At 71.3% G+C, this 16,670-nt stretch carries 18 protein-coding genes; 6 read left to right on the plus strand and 12 right to left on the minus strand.

Going from position 1 to position 16,670, the window contains the following annotated elements; translation table 11 throughout:
* The first annotated feature begins 157 nt into the window (after positions 1–157).
* The 3 genes from acs (at position 158) to IFT79_RS14120 (ending at position 3,774) form a co-directional block, all read left to right on the plus strand.
* On the plus strand, positions 158–2,215 hold the full coding sequence (acs, locus tag IFT79_RS14110; protein WP_192124919.1) for an acetate--CoA ligase: 2,058 nt from the start codon (positions 158–160) through the stop codon (positions 2,213–2,215).
* Between the two features lie 96 nt (positions 2,216–2,311).
* Positions 2,312–2,917, plus strand: a complete 606-nt coding sequence (locus IFT79_RS14115; protein WP_123571164.1) for a nitroreductase family protein — start codon at positions 2,312–2,314, stop codon at positions 2,915–2,917.
* A gap of 59 nt (positions 2,918–2,976) precedes the next feature.
* A complete protein-coding gene (locus tag IFT79_RS14120; protein ID WP_056049731.1) occupies positions 2,977–3,774 on the plus strand; it encodes an isocitrate lyase/PEP mutase family protein in 798 nt (265 codons plus the stop codon).
* A 112-nt stretch (positions 3,775–3,886) separates the two neighbouring features.
* On the opposite strand, the gene IFT79_RS14125 is transcribed toward IFT79_RS14120, so the two are convergent.
* The 5 genes from IFT79_RS14125 to IFT79_RS14145 all read right to left on the minus strand — a co-directional run bounded on the left by IFT79_RS14125 (position 3,887) and on the right by IFT79_RS14145 (position 7,831).
* Positions 3,887–5,074 (minus strand): YihY/virulence factor BrkB family protein, encoded by a 1,188-nt coding sequence (locus tag IFT79_RS14125; RefSeq protein WP_199859768.1) that lies wholly within the window; start codon positions 5,072–5,074, stop codon positions 3,887–3,889.
* A 3-nt stretch (positions 5,075–5,077) separates the two neighbouring features.
* The gene (locus IFT79_RS14130; RefSeq protein WP_192124921.1) at positions 5,078–5,494 is read right to left on the minus strand and encodes a DUF3618 domain-containing protein; all 417 of its coding nucleotides are present in this window, start codon (positions 5,492–5,494) and stop codon (positions 5,078–5,080) included.
* Entirely contained in the window at positions 5,475–5,903 is a 429-nt protein-coding gene (locus IFT79_RS14135; protein ID WP_056049738.1) for a phage holin family protein, read from the minus strand. Before IFT79_RS14135 ends, IFT79_RS14130 begins: the two co-directional genes overlap by 20 nt.
* On the minus strand, positions 5,896–6,306 hold the full coding sequence (locus IFT79_RS14140) for a YtxH domain-containing protein (protein ID WP_123570908.1): 411 nt from the start codon (positions 6,304–6,306) through the stop codon (positions 5,896–5,898). Before IFT79_RS14140 ends, IFT79_RS14135 begins: the two co-directional genes overlap by 8 nt.
* 136 nt (positions 6,307–6,442) lie before the next feature.
* The gene (locus tag IFT79_RS14145) at positions 6,443–7,831 is read right to left on the minus strand and encodes a glycosyltransferase 87 family protein (protein WP_192124923.1); all 1,389 of its coding nucleotides are present in this window, start codon (positions 7,829–7,831) and stop codon (positions 6,443–6,445) included.
* Between the two features lie 103 nt (positions 7,832–7,934).
* On the opposite strand from IFT79_RS14145, the gene IFT79_RS14150 reads away from it, so the two are divergent.
* Positions 7,935–8,468 carry a MarR family winged helix-turn-helix transcriptional regulator gene (locus IFT79_RS14150; protein ID WP_236556889.1) on the plus strand — a complete coding sequence of 178 codons (534 nt, stop codon included), beginning with the start codon at positions 7,935–7,937 and terminating at the stop codon, positions 8,466–8,468.
* Positions 8,469–8,561: 93 nt separating this feature from the next.
* Here IFT79_RS14150 and IFT79_RS14155 read toward each other — a convergent pair whose 3' ends face one another.
* From IFT79_RS14155 to IFT79_RS14180, 6 genes are read right to left on the minus strand one after another with little or no spacing between them, the layout of a single operon-like run.
* Complete coding sequence (locus IFT79_RS14155; RefSeq protein ID WP_056049744.1) at positions 8,562–9,545, minus strand: prenyltransferase; 984 nt, start codon at positions 9,543–9,545, stop codon at positions 8,562–8,564.
* Positions 9,542–9,958 carry a lycopene cyclase domain-containing protein gene (locus tag IFT79_RS14160; RefSeq protein ID WP_082460645.1) on the minus strand — a complete coding sequence of 139 codons (417 nt, stop codon included), beginning with the start codon at positions 9,956–9,958 and terminating at the stop codon, positions 9,542–9,544. The genes IFT79_RS14155 and IFT79_RS14160 overlap by 4 nt, the downstream gene beginning before the upstream one ends.
* Positions 9,955–10,329, minus strand: a complete 375-nt coding sequence (locus IFT79_RS14165) for a lycopene cyclase domain-containing protein (RefSeq protein WP_056049747.1) — start codon at positions 10,327–10,329, stop codon at positions 9,955–9,957. The genes IFT79_RS14160 and IFT79_RS14165 overlap by 4 nt, the downstream gene beginning before the upstream one ends.
* Positions 10,329–12,032 (minus strand): phytoene desaturase family protein, encoded by a 1,704-nt coding sequence (crtI, locus tag IFT79_RS14170; RefSeq protein WP_192124925.1) that lies wholly within the window; start codon positions 12,030–12,032, stop codon positions 10,329–10,331. The genes IFT79_RS14165 and crtI overlap by 1 nt, the downstream gene beginning before the upstream one ends.
* Positions 12,029–12,910: a phytoene/squalene synthase family protein gene (locus IFT79_RS14175; RefSeq protein ID WP_056049749.1), complete on the minus strand. Its 882-nt coding sequence runs from the start codon at positions 12,908–12,910 to the stop codon at positions 12,029–12,031. Before IFT79_RS14175 ends, crtI begins: the two co-directional genes overlap by 4 nt.
* Positions 12,907–13,977, minus strand: a complete 1,071-nt coding sequence (locus IFT79_RS14180; RefSeq protein ID WP_082460646.1) for a polyprenyl synthetase family protein — start codon at positions 13,975–13,977, stop codon at positions 12,907–12,909. Before IFT79_RS14180 ends, IFT79_RS14175 begins: the two co-directional genes overlap by 4 nt.
* A gap of 18 nt (positions 13,978–13,995) precedes the next feature.
* Here IFT79_RS14180 and idi point away from each other — a divergent pair, with 18 nt between their 5' ends.
* A complete protein-coding gene (gene idi, locus IFT79_RS14185; protein ID WP_123570911.1) occupies positions 13,996–14,565 on the plus strand; it encodes an isopentenyl-diphosphate Delta-isomerase in 570 nt (189 codons plus the stop codon).
* A 99-nt stretch (positions 14,566–14,664) separates the two neighbouring features.
* Here idi and IFT79_RS14190 read toward each other — a convergent pair whose 3' ends face one another.
* The gene (locus IFT79_RS14190) at positions 14,665–15,807 is read right to left on the minus strand and encodes a fatty acid desaturase family protein (RefSeq protein WP_159825601.1); all 1,143 of its coding nucleotides are present in this window, start codon (positions 15,805–15,807) and stop codon (positions 14,665–14,667) included.
* 155 nt (positions 15,808–15,962) lie between these two features.
* Here IFT79_RS14190 and IFT79_RS14195 point away from each other — a divergent pair, with 155 nt between their 5' ends.
* Positions 15,963–16,646, plus strand: a complete 684-nt coding sequence (locus tag IFT79_RS14195; protein WP_192124927.1) for a hypothetical protein — start codon at positions 15,963–15,965, stop codon at positions 16,644–16,646.
* The last annotated feature ends 24 nt before the right edge of the window (positions 16,647–16,670 follow it).

The following is a 16,670-nucleotide window of genomic DNA, read 5'->3' on the forward strand; positions in this document are numbered from 1 at the left end:
TCTCTCGGGTCGGAATCACGTGACATACCAATATCTCACGTCGCATCCTGAACGACAAGAGCCGACGGTCTCGCCCGTCGCCGCCACGGTCCCCGCGCGTTACGCAGCGTTGCCCCGCGACGCCCGCCACCGGCGTGCCGCCCGTAGCGTGGGACGCATGGCCACCAGCGACACCATCTCGAACCTGCTCGACGAGCGACGGACCTTCGCCGCGCCTCCTGCGCTCGTCGAGGGGGCCAACGTCACCTCGGCCGAGCACGCCCGCGCGGCCGCCGACCCCGTCGCGTTCTGGGCCGAGGCGTCGCAGCGGCTCGACTGGCACACGCCGTGGACGGTCGCGCACACCTGGAAGCCCGTGACCGAGGGGCCGGACGGCACGCTCACCGTGCCCGAGGCGACCTGGTTCGCCGACGGAACGCTCAACGTCGCCGTCAACTGCGTCGACCGGCACGTCGACGCCGGCCTCGGCGACAAGGTCGCCCTGCACGTCGAGGGCGAGCCCGGCGACCGTCGTGACATCACCTACGCACAACTGCAGCGCGAGGTCGTGAAGGCCGCCAACGGCCTGCGATCGCTCGGCGTCGAGAAGGGCGACCGGGTGGTCGTCTACCTGCCGGTCATCGCCGAGACGATCGTCGTGACGCTCGCCATCGCCCGACTCGGCGCGATCCACTCGCTCGTCTTCGGCGGCTTCTCGGGCGAGGCGTTGAAGTTCCGCGTCGAGGACACCCGGGCCAAGCTGCTGGTCACGACCGACGGGCAGTTCCGACGAGGGTCCGCGGTGCCGGTCAAGGCGAACGCCGACCACGCCGTCAGCGGCGACAACGAGATCGAGCACGTCCTCGTCGTGCGGCGCACCGGCGAGCAGACGCCCGACGTGCCGTGGACGGACGGCCGCGACCTCTGGTGGCACGACGTCGTCGACGCGCAACCCGACACCGACGAACCCGAGTACTTCGGCGCCGAGACGCCGCTGTTCATCATGTACACGAGCGGCACCACCGGCAAGCCCAAGGGACTCGTGCACACGAGCGGCGGCTACCTGACGCAGGCGAACTGGACCCACTGGGCCGTCTTCGACGCGAAGCCCGACGACGTGCACTGGTGCACGGCCGACCTCGCCTGGGTGACGGCGCACACCTACGAGATCTACGGCCCGCTGTCGAACGGCCTGACGCAGGTGATCTACGAGGGCACGCCCGACACCCCGCACCCCGCCCGCCACCTCGAGATCATCGAGCGCTACGGCGTCACCACCTACTACACGGCGCCGACGCTGGTGCGGACCCTGTCGTCGTGGTTCCCCGAGGGACTGCCCGACACCTACGACTTGTCGTCGCTGCGCCTGCTCGGCACGGTCGGCGAGGCCATCAACCCCGAGGCGTGGGTCTGGTTCCACGAGCAGTTCGGCCGGGGCCGGTGCCCGATCGTCGACACGTGGTGGCAGTCCGAGACGGGGGCCGCCGTCATGGCCCCGCTGCCCGGTGCCGACACCCTCAAGCCCGGCTCGTCGCTGCGGGCGCTGCCCGGGCTCTCGACCGCCGTGGTCGACGACGCCGGCGAGCGCGTGCCGAACGGCAGCGGCGGCTACCTCGTCGTGCAGCAGACCGGACCGGCCCTCGCCCGCACGGTCTGGGGCGACCCCGAGCGGTACCGCGACAGCTACTGGGCGACCTACTGGCGGCAGGGCTGGTTCTTCTCGGGCGACGGCGCGAAGTACGACGCGGACGGCGACATCTGGGTGCTCGGCCGGGTCGACGACGTGATCAACGTGTCGGGGCACCGCCTGTCGACCATCGAGATCGAGTCGTCGCTCGTGTCGCACCCGGCCGTCGCCGAGGCCGCCGTCGTCGGCGTGGCCGACGAACGCACCGGCCAGGCGATCGCGGCGTTCGTGGTGCCGTCGACACGGCCGGAAGGAGGCGCAGTGCAGGACGCCGGCGACGTCGCCGAGCCGTCGGTGTGGGCTCCGCTCGCGGGGTCGCTGTCCCCCGTGCTGCGCGCCCACGTGGCCGACCAGATCGGGCCGATCGCCAAGCCCGCGACCGTGTTCGTCGTGCCGGACCTGCCCAAGACGCGCTCGGGCAAGATCATGCGGCGGCTGCTGGCCGACATCGTCGACGGCCGACCCCTGGGTGACACGACGAGCCTGCAGGACGAGACCGTGCCCGGCCGGGTGGCGGCGATCCTCGCGGAGGCGACCCGCGCCTCCTGAGGTCGGGAATCACCGACCCACACCGAGGGTTACCGTGGTCGGGGCCCGATGACGCGCCTCGCCTCCCCCGTCCCGTTCCGAGAAGAAAGCGTCGTCATGTCGATCTCCGAGACCACCGCCGCCCCGTCCACCCTCCGCACCGCCGAGACGAGCGTGCCGCTCGTGCCGCTGCTCGACGAGCGCTGGAGCCCCCGCTCGTTCGACCCGACCGCCGAGATCTCGGACCGTCAGCTGGACGCCCTGCTCGAGGCCGCCCGCTGGGCACCGTCGGCCGCGAACACGCAGCCGCGTCGCTTCGTCGTCGGCCGTCGCGGCACGGCCACGTTCGACACGATCGTGAAGGCGCTCATGGGCTTCAACGCCGCCTGGGCGGGCAACGCGTCCGCACTCGTCGTCGCCGTCGCCGAGACCTCGACCGTCGAGGGCGAGGTGCGCCAGTGGGCCGAGTACGACCTCGGCCAGGCCGTCGCCCACCTCACGGTGCAGGCACACGCCGAGGGCTTCCACACGCACCAGATGGCCGGCGTCGAGTGGGACGAGATCGTCGCCGCGTTCGGCCTGACCGACAACCTCAAGCCCGTCACGGTCACGGCCGTCGGCGTCGTCGACGAGGCCGACAAGCTGATCGAGGCCCTCGCCGAGCGCGAGACCGCCCCTCGCGAGCGCCTGCCGCTCAGCGAGCTCGTCCTGCGGCGCGACTAGCAGCTCGGCGAGGCGAGCCCGGGCTGGTGCCTGCCAGCCCGGGCTGGTTGGCTGGGCGCATGTCGATCTCCAGCACGGCCGAGAAGGCCGAACTCCTCCGCTCCCTCCACGTCCCCGGCGACCCGCTGATCGTGACGAACGTCTGGGACAGCATCACCGCGCGCATCGTCGCGGGCGCACCGGGCGTGAAGGCCCTGGCCACCGCCTCCCACTCGATCAGCGAGGCGCACGGCGTCGAGGACGGCGAGGGCCTCGACGTCGACGACATGCTGGCCGCCGCCCGCATCGTGATCCGCTCGGTCGACCTGCCCGTCTCCGTCGACTTCGAGAAGGCGTACGCGACCGACGCCGCCGGCACGCTCGACAACGTCTTCCGCCTGATCGAGGAGGGCGCCGCAGGCCTCAACATCGAGGACAGCATCGGCCAGGCCAAGGCGCCCCTCTACGACATCGACACCCAGGTCTCGAAGATCGCCGCCGCCCGCCGCGCCGGCGACCGCGCCGGGGTGCCCATCGTGATCAACGCCCGGGTCGACGCCCTGGCCGGCGACCCGGATTCGTTCGACGACGCCGTCACCCGCGCCAACGCCTACCTCGACGCCGGCGCCGACTGCGCCTTCGTCCTCGGCCTGGGCACCGAAGACCTCGTGAAGGCCGCCCTCGACCGGATCGACGGCAAGGTCAGCGTCATCTCGAACCCGTCGTCCGTGCCGCTCGCCCGCCTGGCCGAGCTCGGCGTCTCGCGCGTCAGCTTCGGGCCCACCACGATGGGCCTGACGCTCTCGCATCTGCGCGACGCCGCCACCACCCTCACCGCGCGGGGCGACTACCCCGCCGAGCTCGGCTTCTCGTTCTGACCGACGGCCGGTGCGGGCGGGGCTCGCCCACCGGCTGACGAACGACGCGACCCGCGCCTCCCGAGCTCGTGAGAGCCGAGGAGGCGCGGGTCGCGTCGTCAGGGGACGTCACCTAGTCGTCGCGGTCGCCTTTCGAACGGTCGCCCTTCGAGTGCCCGTCCCCGGCGCGCTCGTCCTTCTTCCGGTCGGACTCGGACGCCTCGGAGCCGCCCTCGCCGTCCGGCTCGGGCACCTCGTCGCCGTTCCGCTCGATGGTCGCGGCGGCGGCCTGACGCAGTCGCATGCCGGCGAGTTCGTCCTTGGCGAGGGCCGCGGCCTTCTTCTCGCTCTGGGCCGTGTCACGGGGTGGCAGCAGGATGTCGCGCTCGGCCCGGAGGCCGGCCTGCAACTCGCGACCACGTTCGAGCTCGGCGTCGAACTCGGCCCCGAAGAGCAGGGCGTTGTTCGTGATCCAGAGCCACAGCAGGAACACGATGACCGCACCGAGCGAGCCGTACGTCTTGTTGTAGTTCGAGAAGTTCGCGATGTAGAACGCGAACCCCACGGACGCGACCAACCAGATGACCAGGGCCACGAGCGACCCGAGGCTCATCCACTTGAACTTGGGCTGCTTGACGTTCGGGGCCCAGTAGTAGAGCACCGCCACGATCACGACGGCGATGATCGCGAGGATCGGCAGCTTCGCGATGTCCCAGACGAACACCGCGGTGCTGCCCAGTCCGACGAGGTCGCCGACCGTCTCGGCCACGGGACCGCTGATCACCAGGATGAGGGCGGCGACCACGATGAGCACCACCGTGAACGCCGTGACGCCGAGCATGGTCGGGCGGAGCTTCCAGATGGGACGCCCCTCGTCGATGCCGTAGACGCGGTTCATGGCCCGCCCGAAGGCGCCCACGTAGCCGGAGGCCGACCAGAGGGCACCGAGCACACCGACGATCAGGGCGACACCGGCGGCCGACGACTCGGTCAGCTGTTCGACGGGACCCCGCAGGAGAGCAGCGACGTCCTCCGACCCGAACTGTGAGACCAGGTCGAGCAGCGTCTTGGCCGTCGAGTCCGCCTGCCCAACGACGCCGAGCAGCGACACGATCGCCAGCAGCGCCGGGAAGATCGCCAGCACCGCGTAGTACGTGAGTGCGGCGGCGAGGTCGGTGCACTGGTCACGGGTGAACTCGCGCAGGGTCTTGCCCAGCACGTACCCCCACGAGGGCTTGGAGACGTCCGACAGGTCTTGCGGCTTGCGCGAGTCGTCCGCGTCGGGTGACTGCTGCTCGCGCTCGGTGCTCTTCTGCGCCATGGGTCAGCGCCTGATCGTCTTGACGATGCCGGCGACGAGCGCGACGACGCCGATGGTGCCGGCCGCCGCGGCCGCCACGACGGGCTTCGGGTCGCGGTCGAGGCGCCGTGAGACGCTCGCCTTCAGCCGACGGGCGTGGGCAGGGACGCTCAGCTTGTCCTCGATGGCGTCGAGCGTCGCCGCGAACTCTTCACGGGTACGGGCGAGGTCGAGCTCGATCTCGGGGATGCTCGCGCCGGGGCGTGGCCCGGCCGCGTTCTCGGCGTCCTTCTCGGGAGAGGTGCTGCCGTGGGCGTCGTCGCGCTCTTCGGCCGCACGCGCCTCGGCGAGCTCGGCACGGGGGTCGGGCTGGTCGCCCTTCCCGTGCTTCGACCCGCCGTGCTTCTCGTGGTCTCCTGCGTCAGTGCTTCTCGGAGTCATAGCTGCCCTGCCCCTTCAACGCGCTGACGTCGGCCTTCACGCTGGCGACGGCCTTCTCGGGGGTCGGCGGCACGCCCTTCTTGAGGGCCTTGATGCCGAGCAGGGCCAGGACGGCCGTGATCACGAGCAGGACGGCGGCGACGATGAGCGCCGCGAGCCAGGGGGCGACGACCGTCGCCAGCCCCAGGACGCCGGCCGTGATGAGCACGGCGAGCAGGAAGAAGCCGAACAGTGCGGCTCCGACCAACAAGCCGACACCCACCCCGGCCTCTTTGGCCTTCGTGGCGAGCTCGGTCTTGGCGAGCGCGATCTCGCCGCGGATGAGGCGCGAGATCAACTCGGGCAGGCTGCCGATCAACGAGCCGAGCGAACGTTTGGTGCTCTGTTCGGGTGCCTTCAGGTCACTCACCGACCGTCACCCCCGGCAGCTTGTCGTCGTCGGGGCTGGTGCCCGAGGTCTGCTTCTTGACGTCGTCGGCCTTCTCGTCCACCTTGTCGGCGGCCTTGTGGGCTGCCTCGGTGGCCTTGGCGGCGACCTTGTCGGTGGCGCCCGAGCCCTTGCCCGAGACGGACTTGGCCTTGGAGCCGACCGCGTGGGCGGCGTCGTTCGCGACGTCCTGCGCCTTCTTGGCGACGACCGGAGCGTTCTCCTTCACGAAGCCCTCGGCCTGCTGGACGCCCTTCTGGACGGTCGGGTTCTCCCACAGGCTCTCGGCCTGGTCCTTGATCTTGACGTACGCGCCGCGACCCGCGCGGGCTCCGAGGACGTATCCGACAGCCGCTCCTGCGACGAAGAGGATCTTGCCTTTCATGAGTGCTCCTTGGCTCGTGGTGGCAGGTAGGCCTTCCACGCTGGCACGACCCGGCGTGGACGGCTCAGATTGACCGGGCGACCGGGGACGACGCCGCCCGGCGCCGACCTGGGGACGAGCCGCCCCCGACACCACGTCAGGAGGCGCGGGCCGCCACGAGCGGGACGCCCACCTCGAGCCCGTCGCTGCGCACCGTGGCGACCGCCAGTCGCACGAGGCGCACCGCGCACCAGCAGAACAGCACCACGAGAATTCCGTTGCGGGCACCCAGGACGAGCACGGCGACCGGGTTGAGCTCGATCAGCGGCCGGTAGAGGATCGGGAACACGAGCGTCGTGAGCCCAGAGGCCCAGGCGGTCAACACGGCGGGCGTCCGGAACGCCTCGGGACGCGAGGCGTAGCCCACGGCCACGATCGGCACGATCCAGAGCAGGTACTGCGGCGACCCCACCTTGTTGAAGACCACGAACGCGAGCGTGAGGGTGAGGGCGCCGAGCAGCACCGTGCCGAACTCGTCGCCGCGATCGCGAGCCGGGACGACGGCCGCGGTGCGCCCGGAGCCCGCCGACCCGCGCCTCCCGGGCTCGGCCCACCGGGGCAGCCCGAAGGTCGCCACGGCCAGCACGCCGGCCAGCAGCACGAGGACGGCGAGCATGACCTGCGTGCTGTCGTTGATCATCCAGGTGTCGCCCGGGCCCATGACCTCGCGCGTGGCGAGGGCGACGTTCTGGTAGACCGAGGCGCCGGGGACGCGCAGCATGGCCATCCAGAGCCAGGGCGTCGAGAGGGTCGCCTCGAGCTGCATCGCCCGTCCCGACTGCATCGTCACGAAGCTCGTGATGTCGTCGGCCCCGCGGCCGAGCAACACGCACGACACGACGACCATGGTGACGAGCACGCCCCCGCGCAGCACGACCGCCCGGTGACGCGACCCGACGACGACCGCCGCGATGACGGCGGCGGGCCAGACCTTGATCCAGGTCGCCGCGGCGAGCAGCAGCCCGGCCACCCGCGGACGCGTGGACAGCAGCATGAGGGCGGCGACGACCAGCGGCGCGCTGAACCCCTCGAGCCGGAGGAAGGCCACGGGGCTGAGCACGAGCGTCACGAGCAGCCACCACCAGGCTGCCCGGTTGTCGACCGTACGACGACCGCGGTCGGTCAGCAGCCAGAGCGCGACGGCGTTGAGGGCGGTCAGCAGGGCCAGCCAGACGAACTGGTAGTGCTGTTCGCCGAAGACGTTCGGCAACACGATCGGGACGATCGCCCCGGCCGGGTAGACCCACGAGAAGTCGAGGACCGGCCAGACGCCCTCGCTCAGGGCCCCCGTCGCCCACAAGCGGTAGAGCGGCAGGTCGCCGCTCACCCCGCCGCCGATCATCAGCGGCGTGAGCGCCAGGAACACGGCGGCGTGCACGGCGACGAAGCCGTAGAGCAGCCCGCGCGGATGCGCCTGCACGCGCGACCAGGTCCGGCGGAGGCGCGTGGGGAGGGGCGCAGGCGCGACGGCGCTCGAGGTGGTCACGCCTCGAATGTACGGCCGCGTCCTTGCCGTTGTCTTTCCGGCAGGTGAATCCATCGGAAGATCACTCTCGAGACGGAGGTCCGACCGGTGTACGGTGCCGACCATGGACCGACGACGTTCCGCAGACGCAGGCGAGGTCACCCCGCCGACCGACGACACGCACGCACCCGACGAGCTCGGAAGCGTCGACGACGACCTGGCCGTCGACCGGGGGCGCCCGATCGGCTTCTGGTTGAGGCTCGTCGACGGGCTGATCGACCGGCGCTTCGAGGAGGTCCTCGACGAACACGGGGTCACCCGCCGGCAGTGGCAGCTGCTCAACCTGCTGGAGCGCGGCCCGGCGACCCGCGCAGCACTCGACGGAGCCGTCGCGCCCTTCCTCGATCCGGCCACGGGCGAGTCCAGCTCGGACCACCTCGCCGAGCTGGTCGAGAGCGGCTGGGTGAGCCTCGCGACCGACGGGGTCGGTGACGATCGCTACGCCCTGACCGAGCGCGGGAGCCTCGCGCACCGCAAGCTCGTCGACGTGGTCGAGGGCATCCGCGACGAGACGGTCCGGGGGGCCGAGCCGGGAGCCCACGCGACCACGGTGCGCTTCCTGCGCAGGGCTGCACTCAACCTCGGCTGGCGCCCCTGAGCGCCCGGCCTGCCCGCGGGCCGAGGGCCGAGGGCCGAGGGGCTAGGGGCTAGGGGCTAGGCTCTAGGGCCGACGACCGCAAGAGGCGCGGCGTCAGCCCCGCAGGAACACCCACCAGATCATGAGCATCGTCACGACGAACCCGCTGACGAAGTTGAGCGCCAGGAAGCGTCGCCACCCGCGGTTGACCTCTTCGGCCCGGTCGTCGGTCACGTTCCACCAGGGGGCGCAGCTGATCGCGTAGGGCAGGGTGAGCAGGGCCGCCAGCGGGCCGGGCCACTCGGTGAAGGTCAGCAGCACGCCGGCCAGCAGGTAGGCCACCACCGAGAGGCGGACGGTCGCCCGGGCGCCGATCTCGGTCGCGATCGACGAGATGCCGCCCTCGCGGTCGGCGAGAACGTCCTGCACGGCTCCGAACGCGTGGCTCGCGACGCCCCAGAGGAAGAACGCGCCGAGCAACGCCCACAGCTGGGGCGTGAACGTCGCCCCGGCCAGCACGAGACCGTAGACGGCGGGGCTGACGAAGTGCGTGCTCGAGGTGACCGAGTCGACGAAGGGGCGCTCCTTGAAGCGCAGGCCGGGAGCCGAGTAGGCGATCACGGCGAAGACGCTGACGGCGAGCACGAGCCAGCTGAGCGGGTCGCCGACCGCCACGAGGAACACCAGGAAGGGCACGTTCGTGATGACTGCGGCGCGCAACGTCGTGCGGTGCAGGCTGCGGTCGAGCAGTGCACCCTCGACGCCGCCCTTGCGCGGGTTGTGCAGGTCGCTCTCGTAGTCGAAGACGTCGTTGATGCCGTACATCGCGAGGTTGTAGGGGATCAGGAAGTACAGGGCGCCGACGATCAGCACGAGCCAGTTCACCGGGCCGAGGGCGTTCTCCGCCGCGAAGAAGAGGACGGCCTCCGTGCCGGTCGGCGTCACGTCGACCTGGGACAACGGCTGGTACGACCCCAGGTAGCCGGTCGTCACCGGTGCGAGCAACGAGGTCAGCACGTACGCCGCCGCGAACGGGAACGCCGTGTTGATCCAGCTCAGGGGCCGGGACGAGACGAACAGGGCCTTGATCGTGTTCACGAGCGCGCCTCCTCGACGGTCGTCGACCCGCCGGCCGCCGGCGCCGCGGGGGCGCGGGGCGTCTTCGGGCCGCCGAGCAGCACCCACACCGACGGCAGCAGGACGAGTGCCGCGACCGCGTAGGCGAAGTCCTCGAGCGGGGCGATGCCGACGAAGACCCCGCTGATCCGGGCGGCGTCGTAGCCGACCAGCCCGATCCCGATCATGACGTTGTCGAACACGGCGGTCATCACGAGCAGCACGCCGGTCGCCAGGCCCGCCCCCAGCAGTTGCTCGCGCCGCCGCCGCGACCTCTCGGCCGGGGACGAGGAGGCGCGCGCGGCTCGGCCACGCACGCCTGCGGTCACCAGCGCCAGCACCCCGAGCACCGCGACGATCGACAGGAACACCGCGTTGACGGCCCAGTAGGTCACGACGCCACGCCGTCCACCGGTCGACCGGACTGCGTGGAGCTCGCGCCACGCCGGTCGAGCACGACGGCCGCAGCCATCCGGGCCGCGGCCAGCAGGTTCATCGTCAGGTAGCAGAGCAGCGTCAGGAAGAAGACCTCTTCGAGCGGCAGCTCGGTCGCCACCAGCACGCCGGTCATGAACGAGGTCTCGCCGCGGAAGAAGATGCCCAGGTCGATGCCGACGACGTCCCAGACCAGGAAGAACACGACGCCGACCAGCAGCGTCACCGCCGCCCGGGGCACGTCGCGCCAGAAGAACAGGCGGAACCTGCGGTCGAGCATCACCATGCCGAACAACGAGACGAGCAACGCCGCGAGGTAGACGAACCCCATCAGCCGACGGCGGGCTCGGGGAGCGGCTCGGTGCTGGTGTCGCCGCGCAGGTTCTTGAGCAGCACCTCGGCGCTGATCAGGCACATCGGCAGGCCGATGCCCGGACGGACCGACCCGCCGGCGTAGAACAGCGAGTCGACGTGCGTCGAGACGTTGCCGGTGCGGAACAGGGCGCTCTGGGCGAGCGTGTGCGCGGGACCGAGCATGCTGCCGCTCCAGGCGTTGACGTCGTCGACGAAGTCGCGCGGACCACGGGTGCGCCGCACCACGATCCGCTCGGCGAGGTCGGGCACGTGCGCCCACTCGGCGATCTGCGCGATGACGCCGTCCGCCAGACGCTCGATCATCGGGTCGCCGTCACCGTCGACGTCGCCCGAACCGAGGGCCGGGTCGGCGGGCAGCGGCACCAGGACGAAGAGGTTCGTGTGCCCGGCGGGCGCGGTCGAGGGGTCGACGGTGCTCGGCTTGCAGACGTACAGCGACGGCGGGTCGGGGATGCGCTTGTCGGCGCCGAAGATGCGCTCGAAGTTCTCGTGCCAGTCGCGGGCGAAGAGCAGCGTGTGGTGCTCGAGCTCGGGGATCTCGCCCTCGACGCCCAGGTAGAGCAGCAGGGCGCTCGGCCCGGGGTTCTTCTTCGCCCAATACGACGAGTCGTAGGTGCGCAGCTCGTGGGGCAGGAGCTGCGTCTCGGTGTGGTGCAGGTCGGCCGCGCTCACGACGAGGTCGGCGTCGACGCGGTGCGTCGCTCCGTCGGCGTCGGTCCAGTCGACCCCGGTCGCCTCGGCGGTCGCCTTCGAACCGCGCGGCAGGGCTGCGCCCTCGACCCCGAGCGGCTGCGTCACGATCCGGGTCGCGGTCGCGCCGGTCACGACGGTCACCCCGGCCTCGACGGCCACGTCGCGGATGGCCTCGATCACCGAGATGAGGCCGCCCTGCGGGTACAGCACGCCGTCGTCGAGGTCGAGCGTGCTCATGAGGTGGTACATGCTCGGCGTGTCGAACGGCGACGAGCCGAGGAAGACCGCGGGGTACCCCAGGATCTGACGGAGGCGCGGGTCGGTCACCGTGCGGGACGCGTACGAGTCGAGGCTCGTCAGCAGCAGCCGGGCCAGCTTCGGCAGGCGGACCAGCACGTCTCCGCGCAGCAGGGGCGTGAGGCTGCCGAAGCTCGTGTAGAGGAACCGCCGTTTGGCGATCTCGTAGGTGTCGCGGGCGGACCGGAGGTACCGGCGCATGCGCTCACCGCTGCCGGGTTCGACGCGCTCGAACAGCTCGACGTTCTCTTCCAGGCCGCGCGGGACGTCGATCGGCGCACTCGCCGCGGGGGCGTCGGGCGTCGGCTCGAACAGCACGCGGTAGCCCGGGTCGAGTTCAACGAGGTCGAGGCGCTCGGCGGCCGACGTGCCCATCAGGCGGAAGAAGTGGTCGAAGACCTCGGGCATGAGGTACCAGCTCGGGCCGAGGTCGAAGCGGAAGCCCTCGTGGCTCCACGACCCGGCACGGCCACCGACCTCGTCGTTCTTCTCGAGCAGGGTGACCTCGTGGCCCTCGCGGGCGAGCAGCGCAGCCGAGGCCAGGCCGCTGATGCCGCCGCCGATCACGACGACGCGGCGGCCGTGGCGGGTGACGCTCAGGCCGTGCGACTCGTCGGACGCCCCGGTGCCGGCACCCGTCGCCCCTCGGTCGACCGTGTCGCAGCTCATGCGCGGGCCTCGGGCAGCCGGGTGACGCGACCGGCGGCGGCGCCCGCGGCGATGCGCACCTTCACCGGGTTCGGAACGCGCACGCGCGCCCGGACCAGCGAGGAGGCGGGGGTCGCCTCGAGACGCCGGTTCAGCTCGGCGAACAGGCCGTGGGCCAGTGCCACCGCCCGACGCGAGGACGTCGGCAGCACGGGGATGATCTCGCCGCTCACGCGGAGGTCGTCGTCGATGTCTCGCACCAGTCTCGTCTTGGTCTGCTCGTCGAACGTGGTCACGTCGACTCCGGGGAAGTAGCTGCGGCCGAGCTGCTCGAAGTCGGCCGCGAGGTCACGCAGGAAGTTGACCTTCTGGAAGGCCGCACCGAGGCGCCGGGCGCCCTCTTCGAGTTCGGCGACCGTGCTCGGGGGGAAGGGATGCCCGTGGAGGAACGCCTTGAGGCACATCAGGCCGACGACCTCGGCCGACCCGTACACGTAGGCGTCGAACGACGCCTGGTCGTGCTCGCGGGCACTGAGGTCGGCCCGCATCGACGCGAAGAACGGTGCGGTGAGCTCGGCACCGAACCCGGTGGCGCGGGCGGTGCGGGCGAAGGCGTGCACGACCAGGTTGGGGCTGAAGCCCTCGACCAGGGCCCGCTCGGTCTCGGCCTCGAAGCCGTCGAGCAACCGGCCCGCCGCGTCGGCGCCCAGACCGGCCTCGGTCGCGGGGCCGTCGACGATCTCGTCCGCGACACGCACGAGCGCGTACACGTTCTCGACGTGCTGCCGCACCTCGCCGCCCAGCAGGCGCGAGGCCAGTCCGAACGACGTCGAGTAGCGACGGATCACGCCTCCCGCGGTCGCGTCGGCCACGGAGTCGTACAACGACAAGCCCGTCATCGCACCCTCTCGAGGACGTCCTGGACGACCGGCGTCAATGCTTCGCGCAACGACTCGGGCACCTCGGCCCGGTCGAGCACGTCGAGCGCGCGGCGGGCGTGCTGCTCGACGAGTCCCTCGGCGAAGGAGCGGGCGCCGCAGACCTCGAGGCGACCACGGACGTGCTCGGCCTCGGCCTCGCTGAGGTCGGCCTTGCCGATGAACGGCTGGATCGTGAACCACTCGTCGGTGGTCGCGGCGTGGGCGACGAGCACCGTGCGCTTGCCCTCTCGGAGGTCGCCGCGGGTGGTCTTGCCGGTGGCCTCTTCGGTGCCGAAGACCCCGAGCAGATCGTCGACCACCTGATACGCGACCCCGACCTCGCGGCCGAAGTCGCCGACCGCCGTGACGACGGCCTCGCCCGCGCCCGCCAGGACGGCGCCCGCCTGCAGCGGTGCCTCGAACGAGTAGACGGCCGTCTTGGCGCGCTCCATGTCGAGGATCTCGTCGACGGTCGGCAGCTCGGCGGACAGGGAGAACTCGACGTCGACCATCTCTCCGCCCGCGCTGACGAAGATCGCCTCGTCGAGCAGGTCGAGCAAGCGCGTGCGGACGTGGTCCTGGCAGCCGATGCCGAGCAGCATGCGACTGGCCCCGGTCAGGGCGAGGTCGCCGGCGATGACGGCGGCCGACATGCCCCGGTGCTCGGCCGCGGGGGTCGGGATGCCCGCCGTCGTGGCGGTGTCGCGGTAGCTGCCCGAGACGTTGGGGATGCCGCGTCGCGAGAAGTCGCGGTCGATGACGTCGTCGTGGACGATCAGGGCCGTGTGCAGCAGCTCGAAGGCCGCGCCGACCCGGGCCACGGCCTCGTCGTCGGTGCCCCCGAGGGCGTCGTAGGCCGTGAAGACCATGCGGGGCCGGAAGCGCTTGCCCCCGGCGCTGTTGCGCTCGAGCACCGACCAGAGATCGACGTACCGCCAGCCCACGGACTCGGCGCGGCGCTTGGCCAACGCGAAGAAGTCGTCGAGGACGGCGTCGACACGATCGTGTCTCGCCCGCGTGCCTGCGTGCAGGTGATCACCGTCCACCAGGGCAGACTACCTCTCATGACCCGTGAGATCTCGACGCATCCCCAGCCGACGTCCGGTGACCGCCCGGGCGCGCACGACGAGCTCGTGGTGCTCCTCGACGACGAGGGCACGCCCATCGGCACGACCGCGAAGGCGACCGTGCACACCGCCACGACGCCGTTGCACCTGGCGTTCAGCTGTCACGTCACCGACGACCTCGGCCGCGTCCTGGTCACCCGACGAGCCCTGTCGAAGAAGACCTGGCCCGGCGTCTGGACCAACTCGTTCTGCGGCCACCCCGCCCCCGGCGAGACGCCGGCCGAGGCGTTGATGCGGCGCGCCCACCAAGAGCTCGGCATGGAGGTCCGCGACGTCGAGGTGATCCTGCCCGAGTTCCGGTACCTCGCCACGGACGCCTCGGGCGTGGTCGAGAACGAGATCTGCCCGGTCTTCACGGCCCGCGCCGTCGGCCTGCCCGACCCCTCGCCCGACGAGGTCGCCGAGTGGGCCTGGGTCGAGCCCGGAGAGCTGCGCGACGCGGTCGCGGCGGCACCCTTCGCCTTCTCGCCCTGGTTGGGCTGGCAGCTGGCCGCCTGGCCCACCTGAGCGGGGCGCAGGCCGAAGGCTCCTCCGGGGACGACGAAGGCGCGAGCCGGATCGCCTGACCCGGCCCGCGCCTCCTGCGGTCCTGTTGTTCGACGCCGCCTAGCGCGGACGCATCGCGTACGCCGCGGGGCAGTCGAACGGGTCGCGGGCCGAGAGGCCGACGCGGTTAAGGTACCGGATGACGATCGCGTACGACTTGCCGATCGTCGTCTCGGTGTAGGGGATGCCGTGCTCGGCGCAGTGCGCCTTCACCAGGGCGCTGGCCGCGCGCAGGTTCGGACGCGCCATGCTCGGGAACAGGTGGTGCTCGATCTGGTAGTTCAGCCCGCCCATGAAGGCCGTCGAGTGCCGACCCGTGATGTTGCGCGAGGTGAGCACCTGCTTGCTCAGGAAGTCGACCTTGGCACCCTCGGGGATGATCGGCATGCCCTTGTGGTTCGGGGCGAAGGACGACCCCATGTAGAGGCCGAAGACGGCCATCTGCACGCCGATGAAGGCGAAGGCCATGCCGAGCGGCAGGAACCAGAAGACGACGCCGAAGTAGGCGACGAGGCGCACGGCGATCAGCGTGATCTCGAGCGCGCGGCCCTCGACCTTGTCACGGCCGAGCAACGTGCGGAACGAGGTCACGTGCAGGTTGACGCCCTCGCCGAGCAGCAGGGGGAAGAAGAAGTAGCCCTGACGGCGGGTGATGAAGCCGAGCACGCCGCGCTGCTTCGCCGCGTCCTCTTCGAGGAACGAGATCGTGTCGAACGCGATGTCGGGGTCTTTGCCCTTGGTGTTCGGGTTGGCGTGGTGGCGGCTGTGCTTGGTCATCCACCACGCGTAGCTGATGCCCACGACGCCGGCCGCGAGGACGCGACCGACCTTGTCGTTGCGCGTGCCCGACTCGAACACCTGGCGGTGCGCGGCCTCGTGCGTGAGGAACGCGAACTGCGTGAGGATGACGCCGAGGGCCGCGGCGATCAACAGCTGGAACCAGCTCGAGCCCAACAGGACGAACCCGGTGGCCGCGCCGCCGAGGCACGCGACGAGGACGACGAAGACCGTCACGTAGAAGCCGGTGCGGCGTTGCAGCAGGCCCGCCTCGCGCACGGACTTGAGCAGGCTCGAGTACGTGCTGGTCGGCTTGCCGACCTGTCCGGCGACGGTGGGGCGGAACCCGGCGGGTGCCGCACCTGCCGGTGCGTGGACGATCCGCGGGTACGCGGTTCGGGGGGTCGTGGGGACGGTGGCGGTCATCGGGCTCCCGCGGCTGGTCGACTTCTCAGCCGGGTGGATGGGCCGGAGGCGGCCCGAAGATGGTGCGAACGTAACGGCGTGGGCTGGGAAGGTGTCGGGAGGTCGCCGGGCAGGAGGGTTGCAGCTTCCCGTATTTCACACGTAACCTATCTTCGATGACAGCGAGTTTCGTCGAGCGGCTCAGCGGGGTGGTGCACGACCTCGAGCAGGTGCCCTACAGGACGGGCGAACGCGACGCCCATCAGGGCCACGGCCTGCGGGACTCCGCCCTCGGGGCGGCGGCGTCGGACGCACCGGCCCACGAGATAGAGATCTCCGGGCTCGAGGTGCTCGTCGGGCTCTGGCCCGACGCGAAGGACGGCCACGGTTCATGGCTCGGGGGCGGCACCGTGGTCGGCATCGGGCCACGGCCCGCCACGGTCGTGGCGGGCTACGCCGACCTGCTCTTCGTGAGCACCGAGGGCGTCCGACGCACCTACTACCGACTGCTCACCGTCGACCATCCCGACCCCGACGTCGCGACGGTGCGCCTCCTCGAGTGCGTGAAGGAGGTCCGGCCCGGCTGGCGATCCACGTGGGCCGACACCACCACCGCCTACACCCGGGTCAGCCGGTTGCCGACCGGCGTGCGGATCGCGGTGGGGCTGGACACGGCCGAGGGGCTGGCCTCCACCCGACGTTCGCTGGACGGTGTGCTCGCGGGGTTGTCGCTCGAGGCCGAGGGGGTGCTGCGGGTGACGCCTGCCCACATGGCACGTCAGCTCGGGACGCTCAGGGGCCGCGGCTGGCCGTTGACGCTCGGCACCGTCCGCCGCCTGGCGTTCAGGAGCGCGCGGTAAACTCGGCGGGTCCCCCACCCGTGA

Origin of the sequence: Frigoribacterium sp. CFBP 8759, from assembly GCF_014841655.1 — a bacterium.
In the GTDB taxonomy this organism is placed as follows: Bacteria; Actinomycetota; Actinomycetes; order Actinomycetales; family Microbacteriaceae; genus Frigoribacterium.

What these genes read in the sequence shown, in the direction of transcription:
- IFT79_RS14125 (WP_199859768.1), bottom strand. Translation starts at nt 5,074, where the DNA reads ATGGCGCAGAAGAGCACCGAGCGCGAGCAGCAGTCACCCGACGCGGAC.
- IFT79_RS14150 (WP_236556889.1), top strand. Translation starts at nt 7,935, where the DNA reads ATGGACCGACGACGTTCCGCAGACGCAGGCGAGGTCACCCCGCCGACC.
- IFT79_RS14175 (WP_056049749.1), bottom strand. Translation starts at nt 12,910, where the DNA reads ATGACGGGCTTGTCGTTGTACGACTCCGTGGCCGACGCGACCGCGGGA.
- IFT79_RS14130 (WP_192124921.1), bottom strand. Translation starts at nt 5,494, where the DNA reads ATGACTCCGAGAAGCACTGACGCAGGAGACCACGAGAAGCACGGCGGG.
- IFT79_RS14195 (WP_192124927.1), top strand. Translation starts at nt 15,963, where the DNA reads ATGACAGCGAGTTTCGTCGAGCGGCTCAGCGGGGTGGTGCACGACCTC.
- acs (WP_192124919.1), top strand. Translation starts at nt 158, where the DNA reads ATGGCCACCAGCGACACCATCTCGAACCTGCTCGACGAGCGACGGACC.
- IFT79_RS14140 (WP_123570908.1), bottom strand. Translation starts at nt 6,306, where the DNA reads ATGAAAGGCAAGATCCTCTTCGTCGCAGGAGCGGCTGTCGGATACGTC.
- IFT79_RS14120 (WP_056049731.1), top strand. Translation starts at nt 2,977, where the DNA reads ATGTCGATCTCCAGCACGGCCGAGAAGGCCGAACTCCTCCGCTCCCTC.
- IFT79_RS14190 (WP_159825601.1), bottom strand. Translation starts at nt 15,807, where the DNA reads ATGACCGCCACCGTCCCCACGACCCCCCGAACCGCGTACCCGCGGATC.
- crtI (WP_192124925.1), bottom strand. Translation starts at nt 12,032, where the DNA reads ATGAGCTGCGACACGGTCGACCGAGGGGCGACGGGTGCCGGCACCGGG.
- IFT79_RS14115 (WP_123571164.1), top strand. Translation starts at nt 2,312, where the DNA reads ATGTCGATCTCCGAGACCACCGCCGCCCCGTCCACCCTCCGCACCGCC.
- IFT79_RS14165 (WP_056049747.1), bottom strand. Translation starts at nt 10,329, where the DNA reads ATGGGGTTCGTCTACCTCGCGGCGTTGCTCGTCTCGTTGTTCGGCATG.
- idi (WP_123570911.1), top strand. Translation starts at nt 13,996, where the DNA reads ATGACCCGTGAGATCTCGACGCATCCCCAGCCGACGTCCGGTGACCGC.